At 47.5% G+C, this 19602-nt stretch carries 17 protein-coding genes and 1 pseudogene; 4 read left to right on the top strand and 14 right to left on the bottom strand.

Annotated elements, in window-relative coordinates; genetic code table 11:
- Window positions 1-89: 89 nt before the first annotated feature.
- Genes ACTID9_RS21795 through ACTID9_RS21805 form a run of 3 tightly spaced genes read right to left on the bottom strand, consistent with a single transcriptional unit; the run spans window position 90 to window position 1799 of the window.
- Window positions 90-737: a hypothetical protein gene (locus tag ACTID9_RS21795; protein WP_441066966.1), complete on the bottom strand. Its 648-nt coding sequence runs from the start codon at window positions 735-737 to the stop codon at window positions 90-92.
- Window positions 734-1165 (bottom strand): hypothetical protein, encoded by a 432-nt coding sequence (locus ACTID9_RS21800; RefSeq protein ID WP_441066967.1) that lies wholly within the window; start codon window positions 1163-1165, stop codon window positions 734-736. Before ACTID9_RS21800 ends, ACTID9_RS21795 begins: the two co-directional genes overlap by 4 nt.
- A 13-nt stretch (window positions 1166-1178) precedes the next feature.
- On the bottom strand, window positions 1179-1799 hold the full coding sequence (locus tag ACTID9_RS21805; protein ID WP_441066968.1) for a hypothetical protein: 621 nt from the start codon (window positions 1797-1799) through the stop codon (window positions 1179-1181).
- 346 nt (window positions 1800-2145) lie between these two features.
- Here ACTID9_RS21805 and ACTID9_RS21810 point away from each other — a divergent pair.
- A protein-coding gene (locus ACTID9_RS21810; RefSeq protein WP_441066969.1) for an IS3 family transposase occupies window positions 2146-3296 on the top strand; the annotation gives its coding sequence in 2 pieces (ribosomal slippage) (window positions 2146-2434 and window positions 2434-3296; 1152 coding nt in all).
- Here ACTID9_RS21810 and ACTID9_RS21815 read toward each other — a convergent pair.
- From ACTID9_RS21815 to ACTID9_RS21845, 7 genes are all read right to left on the bottom strand, one after another.
- Entirely contained in the window at window positions 3217-4359 is a 1143-nt protein-coding gene (locus ACTID9_RS21815) for a transposase (RefSeq protein WP_441066970.1), read from the bottom strand. The two genes, ACTID9_RS21810 and ACTID9_RS21815, sit on opposite strands and share 80 nt — an antisense overlap.
- A 116-nt stretch (window positions 4360-4475) precedes the next feature.
- Complete coding sequence (gene istB, locus ACTID9_RS21820) at window positions 4476-5201, bottom strand: IS21-like element helper ATPase IstB (RefSeq protein WP_441066971.1); 726 nt, start codon at window positions 5199-5201, stop codon at window positions 4476-4478.
- Window position 5202: 1 nt separating this feature from the next.
- Window positions 5203-6690 (bottom strand): IS21 family transposase, encoded by a 1488-nt coding sequence (istA, locus tag ACTID9_RS21825; RefSeq protein WP_441066972.1) that lies wholly within the window; start codon window positions 6688-6690, stop codon window positions 5203-5205.
- A 96-nt stretch (window positions 6691-6786) separates the two neighbouring features.
- A complete protein-coding gene (locus ACTID9_RS21830) occupies window positions 6787-7494 on the bottom strand; it encodes a transposase (protein WP_441066973.1) in 708 nt (235 codons plus the stop codon).
- A 187-nt stretch (window positions 7495-7681) separates the two neighbouring features.
- Complete coding sequence (locus ACTID9_RS21835) at window positions 7682-7858, bottom strand: YolD-like family protein (RefSeq protein ID WP_441072767.1); 177 nt, start codon at window positions 7856-7858, stop codon at window positions 7682-7684.
- A complete protein-coding gene (locus ACTID9_RS21840) occupies window positions 7803-7988 on the bottom strand; it encodes a LexA family protein (RefSeq protein WP_441066974.1) in 186 nt (61 codons plus the stop codon). Before ACTID9_RS21840 ends, ACTID9_RS21835 begins: the two co-directional genes overlap by 56 nt.
- Window positions 7942-8214: a WYL domain-containing protein gene (locus tag ACTID9_RS21845; RefSeq protein WP_441072769.1), complete on the bottom strand. Its 273-nt coding sequence runs from the start codon at window positions 8212-8214 to the stop codon at window positions 7942-7944. The genes ACTID9_RS21840 and ACTID9_RS21845 overlap by 47 nt, the downstream gene beginning before the upstream one ends.
- Window positions 8215-8419: 205 nt before the next feature.
- On the opposite strand from ACTID9_RS21845, the gene ACTID9_RS21850 reads away from it, so the two are divergent.
- The 3 genes and pseudogenes from ACTID9_RS21850 to ACTID9_RS21860 form a co-directional block, all read left to right on the top strand.
- Window positions 8420-9526: an AAA family ATPase gene (locus ACTID9_RS21850; RefSeq protein WP_441066975.1), complete on the top strand. Its 1107-nt coding sequence runs from the start codon at window positions 8420-8422 to the stop codon at window positions 9524-9526.
- A gap of 2 nt (window positions 9527-9528) precedes the next feature.
- Entirely contained in the window at window positions 9529-11808 is a 2280-nt protein-coding gene (locus tag ACTID9_RS21855) for a S8 family peptidase (RefSeq protein ID WP_441066976.1), read from the top strand.
- Window positions 11809-11946: 138 nt separating this feature from the next.
- Window positions 11947-13454, top strand: a pseudogene (locus ACTID9_RS21860) (IS1182 family transposase); the annotation flags it as partial.
- 161 nt (window positions 13455-13615) lie between these two features.
- Here the strand turns inward: ACTID9_RS21860 and ACTID9_RS21865 are convergent.
- From ACTID9_RS21865 to ACTID9_RS21880, 4 genes are all read right to left on the bottom strand, one after another.
- The gene (locus ACTID9_RS21865) at window positions 13616-15010 is read right to left on the bottom strand and encodes a Mur ligase family protein (protein WP_441066977.1); all 1395 of its coding nucleotides are present in this window, start codon (window positions 15008-15010) and stop codon (window positions 13616-13618) included.
- 73 nt (window positions 15011-15083) lie between these two features.
- Window positions 15084-15782 (bottom strand): aspartate/glutamate racemase family protein, encoded by a 699-nt coding sequence (locus ACTID9_RS21870; protein WP_441066978.1) that lies wholly within the window; start codon window positions 15780-15782, stop codon window positions 15084-15086.
- A gap of 10 nt (window positions 15783-15792) precedes the next feature.
- Entirely contained in the window at window positions 15793-17142 is a 1350-nt protein-coding gene (locus ACTID9_RS21875; protein ID WP_441066979.1) for a YheC/YheD family endospore coat-associated protein, read from the bottom strand.
- Between the two features lie 223 nt (window positions 17143-17365).
- Window positions 17366-19564, bottom strand: coding sequence for a DNA topoisomerase III (locus ACTID9_RS21880; protein ID WP_441066980.1), 2199 nt, complete (start codon window positions 19562-19564; stop codon window positions 17366-17368).
- Window positions 19565-19602 lie beyond the last annotated feature (38 nt).

The raw sequence follows: 19602 nt of genomic DNA on the forward strand, positions 1-19602 counted from the left end.
CTTGTTCGTTCATTATATACGAACACAAGGGGAACGTGCAAATAAAAAACTCAACCAAACTAAGTGGTTGAGTTTAAATAAACAATATTTTAGCCTGATTTCGATTCAGTCGAATCATGAGAGATACAGAAATCAAAAGCCGGGGTTACACTACCAGAATGCAATAAAAATAACGCTTGTACGGCTAACATTGACAAACAGACATTTCTTATTGAAACTCGTGCCTTGTTTATCACTTGTAACTGAGAAAAATCTGCAAAAGACTCTTCTATGCCGTACTCAGTTGATGCTGGTAGGTAAAAATAGTAAGGATGTGTTCGCTTTCTTACCTCATTTTTTATAGTGTCCGATATGTATCTCTTTTCCAAAGTAAACATCGGAACAGCAATAATTGTATCCGAATCCTTGTTAAAATCAAAACCGGATAATATTATCCCTGGTCGTTTTTTCGCTTTATAAACAACAAATTCTTCTTTCTTCATTAATCCTAGCTTTTTCAATTCAGGATTATGGTCACTAAATGCATCCATAGGGTTCCTCAATAAATTTACATCCCCTAAATCTGGTAGAGGGTCACTTGGAGTTAGCGGGGGAGGCTCCAGCAATTCGGGATGATTTTCCACATCATACCGTAATATTAAGGGACTCTGATTATCCAAAAATAAAAATGGCGCATCAACTATTATTCCTGGATTTAAAGCTTTCTTTGTTTTATTGTAAAATTCCGGTGAACTCATACTTTCTCTTCACCAACTAGATATTGTGAATTCTTAATTGTAATTTTTTGCTCTGGGATATAAGCGCCTCTATCATATGCTGGAATTATTGCACTTTTTCCAAGTGATTTATTAATTGGTTGATAGAAAGGATTTGAGCTCATTGATTTCATGACACTTTTAATGCCAATATTTCGAGCTTTCATATCATCATTAAACCTTTCTAAATTATCTTTAGATGAATGCATTTCTATCTGGCTCATCATCTCGTATGCATTATATTCCAGAACTGGAAAAGGCGTTCCTCGAAAAAGGTCAAAACTTGAGGGCATTGATTGTGTAATCGCTAAAGCTGTTAATATCCCTACAGTCACTTTTAATGTACTAAAATTTGTGAGCACGCACTGTGCTTCGGCTTCCTGTAGATCAACCAAAAGCATATTTTCCATCAGTGTTGCCCCCTTAACAGTAATTTATAAGCCTCTGAGCAAATTTATTACATAAATAATCATTGTGATTGTTAATTATCCCCACTATATCCGATAAAGGAAATTCTATATATGTAGAACTTTCTAATTTTAATCGAATGCTTTTCTTTGCATTTTTTGCGGGAGGGATTATTTCAATTTTGTAATTCCACGTATCAATGTTAAGCATGACAATCGAACCAATTGTTTGTACCTTTTGATCTAGGAAAGTCGATACTGTCTCCAGATCGATTTCTTCATCAGTACCAATCTGCCATAAATTCGTTGAAGAATAGCCTTCGATCTCAGCTTCAATAGCAACTTTCATATGTTGAACTGTTAATGAAGTATCAGTTTCAAGAAACTCAATTAAATTTTTTAGAAATTCCTCTAATTCAGCATCAATTCCTTTTTGTCTTTTCATAACAATAGCGTTATCGGAAATTACGAACGCTGCCCCGTTCTTAGTAACAGATAGAAAATTTCCACTGTCAGTCATACTGTCTACCTTATTAAGAAAAACAGCTTTTAATTTTGCCTTAAACTCATCAATTGGTAATTGCACATTTTTATAAATCAATGTGAAATGAAGTGACTGGATTTCAGGTAATTTCATTTCTTTCTCCTTAATTTTTTACATTATATTACTAACTTCATTCTAATGTACTTATCTATTTTTTCAATAGGTAAAGTGTGACACCTTTTTCTTCATAACATCTCTAATTTAATTGGAGAATTATCTCGTTTATTACCCCCACTTTAATTTGATTTGTTTTCCCTCAAAACAAAACCAGTTAATCGGACGCAAAAACGGGGCTGTCCAATAAGTCCCTAAAATAAAAAGTTGGGCGGAAAAACGTCATGTTTGGGACTGACCCCATAGCGTGAGACAAATCAAAACACCTTCAAGAAAATGTGAACATGTCGTAAGATGTGGATACAACCTTGGAGGTGTTTTTACGTTGGCAACACGAGTAAGTTACCCTGTGGAAATAAAGATGAAGGCAATTGAAATGAAAGTAGAAGGCATTTCGGTCAAGGAAATTATGGAACAGCTCAACATACGAAATAAGACGCAGGTGGAAACATGGATGCGTTGGTATCGCAATGGTGAAGTGAACCGACTCGAGCAGCCTGTCGGCAAACAATATAGCTACGGTAAAGGACCCGCGTATACGTCAGAACTGGAGCAGCTAAAGGCGGAAAATCATTTTCTGAAACAACAAATTGAAGTGTTAAAAAAGTACGAGGATATGGAAAGGAGGTGTCACCTAAAATCGTAGTTGACCTGGTCGAATCTATTCAGGGGAAAGTCACGGTCAAACAAGCATGTTCATGGTTAGGCGTTCCTCGAGCTACCTATTACCGTTGGAAAGCAAAGCCTGAGCCTGAGACCAAGCAACCAAACAGCCTTGTTGAGAAGATTCGTGAACTCTGTACACAGCATAAATTTCGCTACGGATACCGAAAGATTACTGCGCTCCTTCGAACTCAGCAAACGATCAATCACAAGTGTGTACAGGACATCATGCAACGAGAGCAACTGCAATGTCGTGTCAGAGTCAAGAAACGGAAACCAACAGGACAGCCCACATACATTGCAGAACATCTGTTGAAACGTCAATTTCAAGCGAATGCGCCGCTGGAAAAACTCGTTACGGATATTACGTATTTGCCGTATGGCGGGAAAATGATGTACCTATCGAGTATCTTAGACTTGTATAACGGGGAGATTGTCGCTAGCAGTATAGCAGACAGACAAGATACGGCACTCGTGCTGGACACGCTAAATCAACTGCCGCCTGTACCTTGCGCGATGCTCCATAGCGATCAGGGCAGCGTCTACACATCGCAGGCGTACCAAGAGGCAGTAAAGGGAAAAGGCATTACCATGAGCATGTCCCGCAAAGGCACGCCCGCTGATAATGCCCCCATCGAATCGTTTCATTCCACGCTAAAGTCTGAAACGTTCTATCTCGAAGGGATAACCCATACAACGACGGCAATCGTTGAACAGACCGTTCGAGATTACATCACTTACTATAACTCAATTCGGATTCAAACGAAACGAAATAACCAGTCACCGATTGATTTCCGACGACTGGCCATTTAGACTTGTAAGGTGTTTTGATCCCTGTCTCAAAAACAGGGGTCAGTCCCTTTTCCGTCCAACTTTTTTTGTTCTGTCGCGTTTGCAGTAAAGTAGCTTGGCGGATGCCCGCCACCTTCAGTAGATTGTGGGCCAAAGCCACAATCCCAAACTCGGTGTGAACCTTCTCTAGCCCTCGCAAGGAGAACCGCCGGAACGACCTGTTGCCCTTGATGTGACCGAATACGCTCTCTACCTCCACTTTACGTCGAGCATAGATGGCGGATTTCTCGTCATCCTCAAGAGCTTTTTTGGCCTTTGCTTTTACCTCTTCCCAGATCGTATTCCAGTGTACCTGGCGGTTCTCCTTTGCCTTGGTGCAGCTTGCCTTGAATGGACAATCACTGCAATCTTCACATTCATAAATCTTAAAGCTTTGTTCCAGGCCAGAAGTGTTTTTTTTCGTTTGGTATTTCTTAAAGCGAACGTACCGGCCATTCGGGCAAATAAATCGGTCATCGCGCTCTTCATACATCCAGTTGGAGGCGTGCCGGATGTCTTTCTTGTATCGACGTGTTTTCTCTTTCATGTAGCTGCCGTAAGGAATGAGAAAATCAAAACGCGGCTCTTTTTCTTCACCCACCGCATACAAATAGTTCTCTTCGCTGCCATAGCCTGCATCGGCAATCACCATTTTCGGCATGGGCAAAGAAGACGCGGCTAATCGCTCCATATGTGGCATAAAGCAACGCGTATCTGTAGGTCGCTGATGAAGGCTGTAAAACAAAATGAATTGGTTTTCCGTGGCCATTTGCACATTGTAGCCCGGCTTCAGTTGGCCATTTTTCATGTGATCTTCCTTCATCCGCATAAACGTGGCGTCCGGGTCTGTTTTGGAATAGCTGTTGCGATCACCAAAGCAGGCTTTCTGCTGCTCATACTTGGCGAATCGGGGAAGAAAATCCTCCCGAATTTGTTTCAGCGGCTGCTTCAAGGCACTGCGCTCTTTGCGTAACTCTTTCCGCTCTTCGCTGCCGCTTGCCTCCGCTATTTGTTCCGTCAATCTTTCCACCTTTTCCTCCAGCACGACTGCTGCTACTTCGAGCTTGGTAGGCAGTTCATCTGGTTCCGCCTGTGTTTTGCAAGTAGAAAATGCTCATTTTTGCAGCCAAAATTGCCTAAGCACTTGCCAGCCGTTTGAAACTACAAAGGAATCCTATCCATTGCCTGCTTGAAGCGGAAACTCTCACCCGTAAATGAGAGGATATGAGCGTGGTGCACCAGACGATCAACGAGCGCCGACGTGAGCTTCGTGTCTCCAAACACCGATGTCCATTGGCCAAACTCTAGGTTAGATGTAACGATCACACTCTGTTGCTCATAGCAATCCGCAATCACGTTAAACAATAACTCAGACCCGGTTTGGCTGAACGGCACGTAACCGACTTCATCAAGAATAAGTAAATCTATCTTTTTCAATTTCTCGCGAAATCGGCTGAGTGTTCCCGCCACAAATTTTTCCTGAAGTACAGAAACCAAATCGGAAGCCCGGTAGAACTGTACCGCCTTGCCCTGGCGGCAAGCCTCCACACCTAATGCTGTTGCCATATGGGTTTTCCCTGTGCCGACGGCACCCATTAAGAGTAAATTTTCTTTGCGTTCGAGCCAATCCAATTCCTGGAGCAGCTCCGGACTACTGCCACTAGGGAAAGAGATATGGTCATACACATACCCCTCGAAAGTCTTAATATGCGGGAACCCCGCCTGCTGAACAAGCTTACCTAACTTGGCACGGCGGCGGCCGTCCAGTTCCGCGACAAGGATTTGCTCCACAATGCTACGAATCTGCTCATTCTGTTGAACGGATACGTAGTCCACGACATGCGCCAATCGGAGTTGTCGGCACAAATCTCCCAATGCCGTCGGCATCTCAGCTCACCCCCACAAGTTGATCATAGCGTTGGAGGGAACCTTCTACGCGAGTTCCCGGAGGGGACAACGTCTCCTCCCACGTGACAGGGAGGTCACGACTGCCGTATTTTACGCCTAGCACGGCCGTGATGCGCGTAATCGGTGTGTCTTGGCCTAGTAGAGCAATTACCTCTTGAATCTGTTCGATGGTGTAAATATCACACCAGTGTGACATTGCCTGAAGACGATCTTTTCGCTCTGTTAGATCCTTCACGGTTACATACCCTTGCAAGATCTCCGGTAGCATACGGAGAAACTGCGAGTGCGTTACACTACGTGGTTTTTTCAGCCATCCAGCGCATACTTGTGACCACGGAATATCTACATTTCGTCCCGTATAAGGTCTGGGTACTTCCCGAATTAACTGGTGTTGGCCGTTTAGAATGACAAGGCGATCCCAAAACGTTTGGATCAGTACCTCGCTGCCTGGCGTTGCCATCCCCAACAACGGAACCGTCAATTCATCCATACGAATTTCTCCATACTTATTTACCACTGCAGCACCCAAGCGAAAAGCCTCAAATCCATGCTCCGGCAAGGTAAGCAATTTACGGCGATCATCCTCCCATAGATCTGCGATGCAACGATTTAGGGCATAATGCTGACGACCACGATCACGGCTAGCTTGCTCGGCGAAGTAGGCAACTAACTGTTCATGGCTTTCATAGATGGGAATCGGCACTGCCCAATTGCGCTTGGAGTACCCGCATTTGTTCTCCACGTGCCCCTTCTCATGACCACTGTATGGGTTGCAAAAGACAGCTTCAAACCGGTAGTGAGCGCAGAATCGCTGGAAGCCATCCGTTAATTGCCGTTCGCCCTGCTTCTCGATATGAACGACGGCAGCGGAGAGATTGTCAAACCAGATTCGCTGAGGAACACCTCCCATTTGTTCAAAGCACAGCTTCATCGCCTCCAAAAAGCATTCCTGATTTTCCGCTGGTGTCGGATAGACGAAAGCAGCATTGCTGTACGGAAAAGACATTACCAACAGTTTGTATGTGACCAATCGATGATCTCGGCATACCTCAATGGTTGTAAAGTCCACTTGTGCCTCACCCGGTGGATGTTCAAGCCGTTCGTACGTTTTGGCACGGTCCAGTTCCATTTCATTTTTTCGTCTCTGCACATAGGCCAATACTGTACGCTGTCCACCTGTAAACTGATGCTCATCGCGCAATCGTTGGAAAATGCGCACACCTGTGTGTCGCTGCTTACGGGGGACCAAACGGTCCTCCTCTAACCAGGTATCGACGATCTCCATAAATGGACCCATGACAGGACTTCTGCCCTTTCGTTTTGACATCGAGGAATTCCAATCGGTTTCATCGGCATATTTTTTGGCAGTCCGCCAGTGAACACCTACGCGTTCTGCAATCTCGTTTACCGAGCATCCTTCTACTTCGCGTAAAAACCTGATATAGTGTTGTTGAGGCATTTTCAGCATCCTTTCCATTCTCCTTCGCTAAGTTGTCCCAAACCTAACGGTAGGAGGAAGTATTGATGCTGACAAGTGCCTTTTTTGTATTTGTTTTGAGCATTTTTACGCTGCAATATTAGGCATTTCAATTGTGCAATAAACATCCGCCGCCGCGTATTCGCCAGCTTCTTGCTGCGTGAGCATATGAATATGTGCAAGGGCAGCCTGTACTTTTTCCTTGAGCTTCTCCTCGAAGCGTAATGTCGATTTCTTCCACACAAACGAATACTTGTTAGCGTCAGCTTCGATCTTCGTACCATCTAAAAAGTACTGCTCCATCGTGATATAGTTGTCTGCGATGAGCTTTCGGATCATCGTTTCAAACAGCTCGTCCATAAACGTTTTCATGCGCACACCACGAAAGTCGTTCAGGGTACGGAAGTCGGGCTGTTGCATCGCTGCCAGCCACATGGCCGGGAGATTTTCTTGCAGTAGCTTTTCGATGCCACGACAGGAATAAACTTTTTGTGAGTAGCCGTACAGCATGACTTTGAGCATCATTTTGGGATGGTAGGCACTCCGGCCTCCGCCTGTATAGTGAGAAAACAACTGCTCATCCGGGATGGCTTCAATCATCTCGTCAATCACGCGGGCTACGTGATGGGGAGGAATGTACATCTCCAGATCCAGAATCATCTGAGCCTGTTTGTTGTCATAGTCTTTAAAGGTAGGTGCAAGGTTTCTTTTGGAAACGATCTTTTCTTCCAAATCCCCTAGAGGAAGGGTCAGCCCTGTGGTATACTCTTCTATAGTAGTCATTTGATGAAGCATAAAAACCGTCCTTTTGTAGAGTGTGGGTGTGGTAACTTCCATTCTACAGGAAAAGGCGGTTTTTTTGTGCCTTATTTTAACATGTAACAAAAACGGGGCGTCCAGCGGTCAGTTTTCACTGACTTTCTGGACAGCCCCAACATTTTTCTGTTGTAAAGTAACATTACTATTTTTACGTTAAATAACGTTACTTTGTCTCTAATCTGATAATGTTATTGTCCTCCCGTGCGGAGTCGCGGATTAGGTAATCGATCGAGGCCAGCTCGTCGCTCTCCAGCATCGGAAACGGCACCAGCTTTTGATCTTCCTTAAACTGCAGGTACGCCTGCCGCTGTTCCGGCAGCACAAAACGGCTTGAACCCATGCTTGTGCATGGTGCTGCAGCTGATGCCGACTGATTTGCTAAGCTCTCGAACGGTCGGCGGATAGCTAAGCTTCCCATAGAGTTCACGAATAGCATTCATTACTTCCCGCTTCCTTTTGGTCAGCTTCATGCGCTCCCCCCTCCCCCGCGTTGCGCGCGGTCACCGGCATAGCCGCAAGGATATTGTCGATTTGAAAAACACGGTTGGCGCGCCGCACAAAGCAGTACGCTTTGACCTGGTTGCCGCAGATCGATTGCAGGCGGAGCTTACGTTGGCTGGTCTTTCCGTGGCGGTCAAGGTAGATAATTTCGATGAACTGGTTTTGCTGCATAAATCGTAGTAGATCACGGAGCATGTTCATATCCCCCTTTAAATACAGGAACGTTTGTTCCTGATATATGCGAACACTTTTCAAATATCAATCCACGAAATTGTCGCGGAATAAAATTCGATAAAAACACAAACGTCTACTAACATCGAATTTAAATTGACTTAAGCTTTGATATCACCTATAATTAGCTCATTCGATATACATTCATTATGTTGAGGTGCTCGAAAAGATGAAATCAATAATTAGCATGATTCCCCAGTTGGTACGTGCATCTTTTGAAAATGACATGCGAACAGTTGAGGCGTCTTCGCTCACCCTGATCCGGAAGCTCAAAAATGATTACCCTGAAGTTGCAGAAGAAATAGCCAAGGCCCTCTCATACCACGGAGTAGGTGCAGCCGTAACTCGATCAGTGGGAATTGATCCTCCCCCTACTGACAGAGATACATTTATGTCGCTGGCTCGGGTAGACGAACCTATTACTTTGGAGCCAAATGTAGTTCTGAGCGAGGAAGTTTCAGAACTAATAGCACGGTTCATTCGTGAGAGAGGTATGGCTGAAAAACTGCTAGCGTCGGGCGTAAAACCACCAACTAGTCTACTGCTTTACGGTCCTCCAGGAGTAGGGAAGACTTTTTTAACTTCATTGCTTTCTCATAAGCTAAACCTTCCATTGATAACTTTAGATTTGGCATCCTCGATCTCAAGTTACTTAGGAAAAACTGGACAGAACCTAAAGAAGGTAATCGATTATGCGCGAAGTACCCCCTCTATTCTCTTTCTCGATGAGTTTGATGCGGTCGCCAAGCGTAGAGATGATCCCTCAGATCTTGGTGAATTAAAAAGAATTGTCAATGTCCTACTCAAGGAGTTGGAAGACTGGCCAAGCCACTCTATTGTAGTAGCGGCAACGAATCACGCAGATATGTTAGATAAGGCAATCTGGAGAAGATTTGATCGAGCGATTGAATTAGGTCTCCCAAACACTCACGCTCGTGAATCACTTTGGACTCACTATCTAAAAACTTATTTGCATACTGTTGATGACGGTTTTATAAAGGTCCTCGCAAAAGTCACTGAAGGATGCAGTGCAGCTGATATATCGCAGCTTTCCGAGAGAATTATTCGACAAGTGATTGTTGATGGCAGCGAACCAATTGAGGCCATAATTGGCCAGGTTAAATCTGTTTCTGACGACAACAAATTTAATGGCCTGTTTGCTAAGGCAGCAAAAGACATACTTGGAAATAAAGTTACTCAAAAAAGCATAGCAGCATGGCTTGGAATTAGCCCTTCCACATTAAGTCATCACTTAAAAACAAGTAAGGAGGAATAATTATGTCTGATGAACAACAACGTTTTTTGCCAATTTTGGGTTATGGAGAGAATTTGATTGAACCGGTTAGACCTGGCTCAGGTGGTGGTGAGGTTAATTATCCTCGAACCTACGCAGAGGCACGTGAAAGAGTTAAGCAGCAAGTGACCAACCTTAGACGATCAATCAATGAAATCCCAGAAGAGAAGAGATTAAATGAGGTAGTTGTAACGATAAGGTTACATCATAAATTTCTTGCAAAATCATATACACCTAACACATTTTTTCGTGATGTGAACGTTGAAAACATTGGTTCTCGACGTTGGTATTATACTGAAGAAGAGGCAGAAGAAACACATTACAGCAAAATGCACTTCATTCGAGCTACCATGTCGAATCTTACAAGACTTGAACAGATTTTAGATCAAGCTGAGGTAACTCTAACTGAATCTTTTAGAAAAGATATTCAAAAAATAGAGGACATCTCGTTACTATCTCCAGAAGAGGTCGTTGTTGGTTTTGATGACGATTGGAGTCAAGGCAAAGTTGAAATGGTACTTCATCCTTTTGAGGATGAAACCAGCGTTGCTATCCAAAAATTCACCAGAATACTAATTGAAAACGGTGTGCCTGCTGAGTCGTTAAGAGTGAAAAACTACGCAAGCGGTCCGACTTTCATTAGTGCAAATCTTAATCGCCAAGCTCTACAGGCAATTAACGACTTTAACCCACTGAGAACAGCTCACCCAATAAGAATAAATTCCTTTCCTGAAATGAGAACGGTTCGAATCATCCCTAATGCGCCGGCTCCCGCACCTGGTAACACTCGTTCAACGATTAAGGTTGGAATGTTTGATGGTGGTGTTGACCCCACAAACGCATTGCTTTTGAACCACGTTCACGAGAATAATGTGTTGGAAACTCAACCTGTTCCTGACGGAATTGCACATGGTACCGCAGTTGCTGGATGTATACTTTACGGTTCATTAAATGGCTACAGTGCAGGATCACAAGTCCCTCAACCACTGGTGTCTGTTGAAAGTTTTCGTGTTCTTCCTTTAAATGACCCAAATGATTATGAATTGTATGAAGCCATCGATATTATTGAGAGTGTTGTGCCGGCGAGACATGACATCAGTGTGTACAACCTTTCGTTTGGTCCACACGGTCCAATCCTAGACGATGATATTTCCAGATTCACCTACGTTTTGGATGATTTGGCTTGGAACTATCGAAAACTGTTTGTTGTTGCTGTAGGAAATGACGGGGATCTACAAGAGCCATTTAACCGTATTCAAGCACCAGCTGATATGGTAAACGGCCTTGGTGTAGGGGCATTTGCATACGATTACTCGAGCGGAGAAGTGATAAGAGCATCGTACAGTTCAGTAGGACAAGGTAGAGAAGGATGTAAAGTGAAGCCGGATTTAACTGCTTTTGGCGGAGACGAAAACAGACCAATTCATCTAATTTCTACTACACATGGCCATAAACATCTTAGTATGGGAACAAGCTTTGCTGCTCCAATAGTTGCTGGGATGGCTGGGGAAATTTTGGGACGTTGTGATAGATTTAATCCATTGGTAGCACGTGCACTTCTTATACATTCAGCAACCAATCCAAATGGTGTTTGTGATGAATTAGGTTACGGCTATATTGATCAGTCTGTTGAGCAGATTATGAATTGTACGGATAAACATGTAACTCTGGTGTACAGTAGTTCTATTCTTCCAACACATTATGCCAAGCTACCAATTCCGTATCCAATGAACGCTAGGGATGCAGGAACTATTGATCTTAGATACACCATAGCTGTCTTATCCAAAGCAAATCCTCTTCACGTTGAAGATTATACTGAATCAGCAGTTGAGGATACCTTCTATCCACACGATCAAAAGTTCCGTTATTCTTTACCTGGTCGTAACCCAGTTATAAGGCACGTTGAAGAAGATGCCGATGAAATCCAACGACTTCTCGAGCAAGGCTGGCAAAGAAGTGTACTACCTGTAACCAGAAGCACAAACAGCTACCAAACTGAGCAGGCACGACGCGGGGAATTAAAATGGGATACTGTTGTCCAAAGATGGGATAGAATGAGAGCAACTACCTTACGAAACCCCTTTTTAGTTCTTCATGGAATGGGCCGTAATGGAGGTAACGATAGGATGGATTATGCTGTAATCGTTACAATTTCAGCCCCTCGTTACCAAGGTAGTCTATATGAAGATATTCTTAATGAATATCGACAACTACAACCTATTCAGATGCGTGCAGTTAACGAAATATTGGTACCAATTCAATAATTCTTTAAGGGGCTGTCCCAAAAGTCGTGAAAACGGCTAAGGGATAGCCCCTTTTTTTCTGTTTCGAAACACAAAAAGAAACCATCCTTTGGCAAAATGTAAGTACGACCAAACATCATACAAAAGGAGAGGGTTTCTTTGTTTATCCAGTATACCATGAATCAATTATTCCTTCCAATGGATTTAGAAGAAGACATACCAAGCAACCACCCGGTTCGAGTCGTCCACGAGATGGTGGAGCGGATAGACGACGGGATTTTTGCTGCCGCCTATCCCGGTGGGGGGCGAGATAGCTACCACCCGAAAATGCTCACGAAAGTCATCATTTACGCCTATACCCAGAAAATGTATTCGTCCCGTCAAATCGCCAAAGCTCTCCACGAAAACATCATGTTCATGTGGATTGCCGGACGACAGCGACCCGACTTTCGCACCATCAACCGCTTTCGTTCCGAGCGGATGAAAGACGTCCTCGAAACCGTCTTTTCCGCCGTACTGGAATTGCTCGTTCAGGACGGTTTCATCAAGCTCGAGCACTATTTTCTGGACGGAACCAAAATGGAAGCCAATGCCAATCGCTATCCCTTCGTCTGGAAAAAAGCCGTGGACAAGTATCACGCCAAGCTACAGGAAAAGGGAAAGCAGTTGTTTGCCCAAATCGACGAAATGGAGAAAGAAGAAGAGCAACACGATCGCACCCGTGACCTTCCCGAATGCGAAAGCGCCGTGACATCCGAGCGAGTCGAGAAAGCCGTGCAAGAACTAGAAGCAAAACTGTAGGAAAAACCTAAGTACAAATCGCTGAAAAAGACCGTTACCCAAATCCGCAAAGACTTTCTCCCCCGTCTGCATAAGTATGAACAACAACTCGCTACGTTTGGCAATCGGAACAGCTTCAGCAAGACCGATCCAGATGCGACCTTTATGCGGATGAAGGAAGATCATATGAAAAACGGGCAACTCAAGCCAGGCTACAATGTGCAGATCGGAACGGAAAATCAGTTTATTGTGGGCTACAGCCTTCACCAAAGACCAACCGACACCCGTTGTTTGAAACCCCACTTAGAAAAAGTCAAGGCATTCCTTGGCAAGCTCCCCACCACCCTTATTGCGGATGCTGGCTACGGTGGAGAAGAGAACGACGCTTTTCTGGAAAATGAACAAGTGGAAGCGTTGGTGAAATACAGCACCTATCATCAGGAAAAACAGAGAGCATGGAAAAAGAACATCGGCAAAATTGACAACTGGCAGTATGACAAAGAAAAGGATGTGTGGATTTGTGCGGCTGGACAGGTCCCGACCTTTTGTTATGAGAGCAAGGAACAAACAGAAAATGGCTATGAAATCCGGCATCGGCACTACCGAAGCACCACCTGTGAAGCGTGCCCCCTCAAACCTGCCAGTACAAAAGCAAAAGGCAATCGGGAAATCAAAGTGGGTTTGCTGTATCAACGCTACAAGCAACAGGTACGGGAGAAACTGCGTAGTGACGAAGGATATGAGCAGATGGTTCGGCGGATGGTGGAACCGGAAAGCGTGTTTGGGCAAATCAAAACAACCGGAGATTCCGGCGGTTCCTGCTTCGCGGCTTACCAAAAGTAAGTTTGGAGGTCGGGTGGCTTTTTCTTGTCCATAATCTGTTGAAGAAAGCATCCCACGATCAAAAACAAAAGATAGTGGGCAGGAATAACGCCCCTCTACAACGTTTTTTCCTAAGCCGCACAAATGGTAACGAAGAGAGGCTGCCCCTCCGTAGAAAAATCCACTTATGGGACAGCCCCTTTGTTTTTCACGATGCGTCCGTATCCTATTTCGCCATTACTCTCATCAATTTTTTGAATGCGGGGATTTTGCTCAGTCGGTATTTGAACGGGAATTTGAACAAGATCAAGGGTTTGGCGTTGAGGAAGGGTCTCATGGCGTAAAAGACTTCTTTTGCTGTCTTGCAAAATTTCACGCGGTCCTTTGCCATGCCAAGCTTGATCGCCCGTTTGCCGATTCGGTGGGCTTCGCCGATGACGACGAGCATGTCGACGCCGGTCGCGATGACTTTATCGGCGATTTTGTCGTACTCGTTTTTTGCATTGTCGCCGAGCTGGGGCATGTAGCCAAGGACAGCGATGGTTTTTTTGCCGTTTGCCGCGTCTTTGAGCACTTGCAGGGCCGCGGCCATCGAGGGCGGCGTGCAGTTCCACGTATCATCGATGATGGTGCAGCCGCGCAGCCCCGGCTTGAATTCGAGGTGACGCCGGACGGTTTGGAAGGTGGCGATCGCTTTCCCCGCCGCTTCGAGCGGAATGCCGATCGCATGGCACGCGCCGATTGCGGCAATCGCATTGTACACGCTGTGCTCGCCGAGGCCCGGCACAAAGAGATCGTAGGTCGCGTCCTGATGGGTCAGCGTGAACGTCATGCCGTTTTCCGCATACGCTATAGCACTTGCCCGATATGCAGCCTGCTCGCTTTTGCCGAAAGAAAGCAGCTTGCCTTTGAAGCGGCTGAAGTCGATTCGGCGAATGTTTTCGTCATCGGCGTTGATCACAAGCGTCCCTTGCGGATCGACGCCATCGAGCAGCTCCGCTTTGGCCCGCACGTAGTTTTCAAACGTTTTGCAGCCAAGCAGATGGTAGACGCCGATATTGAGCAGGACGCCGACCTGCGGGCGAAAATGTCGGCACGCCGTGTCGATGCAGCCGGGATGGGATACGCCCAGCTCAAAGACTGCCGCCTGCGTGCTGTCGTCGATTCCCGCCAAATACTTCAGATTGTGCAGCACGCTGTTTTGTCCGTCAACGGTAGCTTGCGTCCTCATGTTTTGCGTTTTTAGGATATGCTTGATCAGCTCGGTCGTTGTCGTTTTGCCGCATGTACCGGTGATGCCGATCACGGGGATTTGAAACAGATTGCGATAATAGCTGACAAAGCCCCAATAAGACTCCTGCACGTTTTTTACCTTGATGATCCCGACGTTGCGGCTGGACTTCCGCTCGATTTCCGCCGGATTTTCACAAACGACGACCACGGACTTTTTGCCGGACAGCGCGTTACCGATACCGCTGTTCGCCTTCAAATGAAAATACAAGGTATGATCGCGAATCCCGGCAGGCTTCGCTGTCACATGCGTAAGTGTCGTCTGCTCATTTCCCCGGAAGAGGACCCCTCTTACCGGCGAGAGAATCTCGACTGCCTTTACTGATTTCATATGTTTCACCCGCCTCTGTCGTTGCTTCTCCCCACATGGCTGCGCCTTGCTTTCGGCGGAGCCGTAACCATCATTACTCTTGTGCGAGACTGATCGCCCGTTTTGCCAAAAACAGCGTCGGATCGAGCTTTTTCATCTGCTCATCCAAATACGGGAACAACAGCGGAATTTCCGTGCAGGCGCCAAGCACCGCAGCGACTCCCTGTTCCTGATGATGCGCAAACAGCCGATTGAGCGCTCCGATGTGCGGATTGGTCTGAATGCGCGATGCTTTGGCTTCGGCGATTGCGGCCGCGATGACTTGCTGCTCCGCTTGCGACGGGATGTGGAGTCGCATGCCTTTTGCCGAAAACGCATGTTGATAGAGTCGCTTTTGCAGCGTAGCTGTCGTCGCGAGGAGCAGGATGCGATCAGCCAGCTGTGGATGATGCCGCTCGATCCAGGCGACCGTATTCTCGATCATGTGGACGATCGGGATCGTCACCGCGTCTTGCAACGGTTCATACCACGCATGCGCCGTATGGCACGGGATCAGGATGAAATCCACCCCTGCCGCCTCCAAAAGCCGGGCGGATCGGATCATTTCGGGCAGCGGATCTTCCTTTTGCTCCAAAATCGCTTCCATCCGCGAAGGAATTTTGGGGTTATTGTAGATGAGCATGCGGATATGATCCTGATCCGTTGCCGCCGGGGTATGCGCCACGATTTTTTCAAACAGATCAATGGTTGCCATCGGGCCCATTCCGCCCATGATGCCGATTGTCTTGCCCATCCGTGATCCCTTACCTTTCCGCCTGTCTACCGAATCCCGCCAGCCATTTCATATATAGCAAGTGGTTGCGCAAAATCGCCTGGTACAAACCACGCTCATTCGCATCCAGCGCCAAGGTGTGATCGGGATTGTTATGCTGGATTTCGATGATCCACACGTTACGCTCGGTGTCCATGCCGATGTCGACGCCCATGTTTCCGCAATGAATCCCGGCTGCATCCAGGCTCCTGGCCACGCGGTGCGCGAGCAGGGAAAGTTTTTTCCTCATCCGGTTTGCCTTGTGTTCCGTCAGCCCGAAAGTTTGGCGCAATGTGCGTTCGCCCGTCTCGGCACTGCCCCCCGCCTTGATGTTGCTGACGATGCTGCCCGGTTTGCCGTAGCGGGTGATCAGCCCCATGTCCTCCCATTTGCCCGCCTGGTTTTTGACCATGATGACGCGAAAATCAAAGATGCGGTTGTTCGCCGAAAACAGCCGAATCGCCTTTTGCATCATGCAGGTTTGCGGTCGAAGGCGTTTGCGAACAAAGGTCGAAAACAGTTGGTCTGTCGCTATGAAGTGTTTGCGGTTGTTCCCCTCCACCCGCGAGCGAACAAGGTAGCCTTGATTCAGGCGTACGATTTTCCAGATTGACTTGCCCTGGGAACCGCGAATCGGTTTGACATAGGCTTGCTGATGATGCTGCAAGAAATGGAGCAAATCACCCGATTTCCGGTAGAGTTGGCTGACCGGCAAATAGTTGCCAAGCCCGGATGATTGCAGCAGCTGGTGCATCTTCCATTTGTGATAGTTGAAATTGTTGAAGACGGTATCGCCCATGATCGATTGGAAGTGGTCGCGGTAACGTACAGGGAGCATCCCGATCTTGATAAAGAGCGCTGCCGGATAGCTGTACGTGCCGATGATCCAGCGTTTGGTCTGCGGATGGAAGACATAGCCGCGGATCGTCTGGCGTCGCGTGTTCACGCCGGAGAGCGCAAACGCGATGACCGTTCCGCCGACCTGTTCATACAAGGCGAGATATTCGTCGAGTTTGTGCAAATGCTCTTTCATGTTTTTCATCGAGTGCGAGACCAGAAAGCCGATGTACGGCCCCAGCCGGATTTCCTGCTCATTCACGGCGATTTCATAGCGAGAGAAGAGCGGAATGCGCAGGCTGGCAATGGTTTCGCGAGATAAGGCCGCTTCATTTTCTCCGACCGCCCCAGAGGAGAGCGTGACATGAATCTTCTCGGACAAGGCTCCATAGCGCAGGAGCATTGTCGTATCTCCCGCGATTCCGAGTGATTCTGCCATCTGCGGATGCAGCGACAGCATGCCTCTGACTTGCTTGCTGGCACGTAATGCGATTTTGGTCGTCACATCAAAGACTCCTCTCTCTTCGTTTTTCCAGGAGCGGACGATGCGATTGTGATGTATCTTATGAAAGCCTGCAAAAATTGCCTGTACGAATAGCCCTATCGCTCTATTTTTTCCCCCAGCCTGCGTATTGGTAGAAAAAAACCGACTCTGCAAAAGAATCGGGTTTGTCAGCAAACATAGCGATAAAAAGCCTGCAACGCTACGATGGCGTGCAGGCTTCTTCCTATTTGTCAAATTTCAGCTTGGACAGCGCGCCCCACAAATCGGCGTTAAGCGGCTCATCCTGCTCTTTGTTTTGTTTGTTCATGTATTGCGCGACTTCCTTCTTGGAGAGCTTGGTGCCCTTTTCCTTATCCCGCCGCGCGTTGAAGGCGGACAGCTTCTCCCGATGGCCGCAGACGCAGACAAACGTCTGGCCTTCGCCCTCGCCGCGCAGCTCCAGCCGCTTGTGGCATTGCGGGCAGCGGGCGTTGGTCACTTTGGCGATGCCTTTGCGGTAGCCGCACTCCCGATCCTGGCAAACGAGCATCTTGCCTTTTTTGCCGTTTACCTCCAGCAAAAACTTGCCGCATTCCGGACATTTGCTGCGGGTCATGTTTTCGTGCTTGAACTGCTTGTCGCTGTTTTTGATTTCCGCCACGACCGATTGGGCGTAGGCTTTCATCTCGCCGATGAAGGCTTGCTTGTTCAGCTTGCCTTTGGCGATCGCGGACAGCTTTTGCTCCCATTTGGCGGTCAGTGTCGGCGATTGCATGTCGGCTGGAACCAGCTCCAGCAGTTGCTTTCCTTTGGAGGTGATGTAGATGCTTTTGCCGCGTTTCTCGATCAGGAAGCTGTTGAACAGCTTTTCGATAATATCCGCGCGTGTCGCCACCGTGCCCAGCCCGCCGGTTTCCCCGATCGTTTGGATCAGGTCTTTGCTTTCGGCCGCCATGTATTTTGCCGGATTCTCCATCGCGGACAGCAGGCTCGCTTCCGTAAACGGTTCAGGCGGCTTGGTCTCCCCTTTGGTTTGGGAAACGGCGGCGATGCGCAGCTGGTCGCCTTTGTTGATCTCGGGAAGCAGCTGATCCGCCAGGTCGTCTTTTCCCTCGTCGTCCTCGACATCGTGGTCGTAGACTTCCTTCCAACCAAGGTTGATCACCCGTTTTCCTTTCGCGAGGAAAACCTCATTGCCGATCTTGGCCTTGATCGTCGTCTGCTCGTATTCAAACGGCGGGAACAGCACGGCGAGGAAGCGTTTGACCACCAGATCAAAAATTTTCCGCTCCTTGTCGCTCAAGGCACCCGGGAACACCGATTGCTCGGTCGGGATGATCGCGTGGTGATCGGAGACCTTGCTGTCGTCGACAAATGATTTGTTGGCTGATATCGGCGCACGCAGCACTTTGGCCGCAAGCGGGCTGTACGGTTTGACCTGCACCGCTTTGACCCGATCGGCAAGCGTTTCGACCAGATCGGACGAGAGGAAGCGCGAATCGGTTCGCGGATAGGTCAGCACCTTGTGGTTTTCATACAAGCCTTGCATGATCGACAGCGTTTCTTTTGCCGAGTAGCCGAACAGCTTGTTGGCGTCCCGCTGAAGCTCGGTCAAATCGTACAGCTGCGGCGCATAGCTTTTTTTCAGCGCTTTGGTGACGTCGATCACCTCGGCATGCTTGTTTCTAACGGAAGCGAGCAGCTGGTCGGCCTTTTCTTTGGAAAAGGTGCGCATCTCACGCGTCTGCTGATCTTGCCATTGCAGCTTGAGATGATCCTGCGTCACGGCTGTCATGCCGTAAAACGGTTTGGGTACAAACTGGCGAATCTCTTCCTCGCGCTTGGCGATGATGGCAATCGTCGGCGTCTGGACGCGGCCGCAGGAGAGCTGTGCGTTGTGCCGGCACGTCAGGGCGCGCGTCGCATTGATGCCGACCATCCAGTCCGCTTCGGCGCGGGCCGCTGCGGAGGCATACAAGTTTTCAAATTCCCGTCCGTCGCGCAAATTGCGGAAGCCGTCTTTGATCGCTTTGTCTGTTACCGACGAAATCCACAGCCGTTTCAAAGGCTTTTTGGGGTGTGCCAGCTCAATGATCCAGCGTGCCACCAGCTCCCCTTCCCGGCCGGCATCGGTCGCGATGACGATCTCTTTCACATCGTTGCGGTTCATTTGTTGCTTGACCGTTTGGAACTGCCGGTTGCTTTCCTTGATCACGACCAGGCGCAAGGAAGACGGCAAAATCGGCAAATCCTCAATCCGCCACGCGCTGTATTGCTGACCGTAGTTTTCCGGGTCTGCCAGTGTCACCAAATGGCCCAAGGCCCATGTCACAATGTAACGCTCCCCTTCAAAAAACCCGTTTCCTTTTTTATGGCATTCCAGCACTTTCGCTATATCACGTCCAACGGAAGGCTTTTCCGCCAACACCAATGTTTTGCTCAATTTGTACACCCCTTCGTCAATCCTCCTGTATAGCATCG

Origin of the sequence: Brevibacillus fluminis (genome assembly GCF_052072235.1) — a bacterium.
GTDB lineage: Bacteria > Bacillota > Bacilli > Brevibacillales > Brevibacillaceae > Brevibacillus_D > Brevibacillus_D fluminis_A.

Coding starts and splice junctions, on each gene's coding strand:
- ACTID9_RS21795 (WP_441066966.1), bottom strand. CDS start 737: ATGAGTTCACCGGAATTTTACAATAAAACAAAGAAAGCTTTAAATCCA.
- ACTID9_RS21800 (WP_441066967.1), bottom strand. CDS start 1,165: ATGGAAAATATGCTTTTGGTTGATCTACAGGAAGCCGAAGCACAGTGC.
- ACTID9_RS21805 (WP_441066968.1), bottom strand. CDS start 1,799: ATGAAATTACCTGAAATCCAGTCACTTCATTTCACATTGATTTATAAA.
- istB (WP_441066971.1), bottom strand. CDS start 5,201: ATGCCGACGGCATTGGGAGATTTGTGCCGACAACTCCGATTGGCGCAT.
- istA (WP_441066972.1), bottom strand. CDS start 6,690: ATGCTGAAAATGCCTCAACAACACTATATCAGGTTTTTACGCGAAGTA.
- ACTID9_RS21830 (WP_441066973.1), bottom strand. CDS start 7,494: ATGCTTCATCAAATGACTACTATAGAAGAGTATACCACAGGGCTGACC.
- ACTID9_RS21835 (WP_441072767.1), bottom strand. CDS start 7,858: ATGGGTTCAAGCCGTTTTGTGCTGCCGGAACAGCGGCAGGCGTACCTG.
- ACTID9_RS21840 (WP_441066974.1), bottom strand. CDS start 7,988: ATGAAGCTGACCAAAAGGAAGCGGGAAGTAATGAATGCTATTCGTGAA.
- ACTID9_RS21845 (WP_441072769.1), bottom strand. CDS start 8,214: ATGCTCCGTGATCTACTACGATTTATGCAGCAAAACCAGTTCATCGAA.
- ACTID9_RS21850 (WP_441066975.1), top strand. CDS start 8,420: ATGAAATCAATAATTAGCATGATTCCCCAGTTGGTACGTGCATCTTTT.
- ACTID9_RS21855 (WP_441066976.1), top strand. CDS start 9,529: ATGTCTGATGAACAACAACGTTTTTTGCCAATTTTGGGTTATGGAGAG.
- ACTID9_RS21865 (WP_441066977.1), bottom strand. CDS start 15,010: ATGAAATCAGTAAAGGCAGTCGAGATTCTCTCGCCGGTAAGAGGGGTC.
- ACTID9_RS21870 (WP_441066978.1), bottom strand. CDS start 15,782: ATGGGCAAGACAATCGGCATCATGGGCGGAATGGGCCCGATGGCAACC.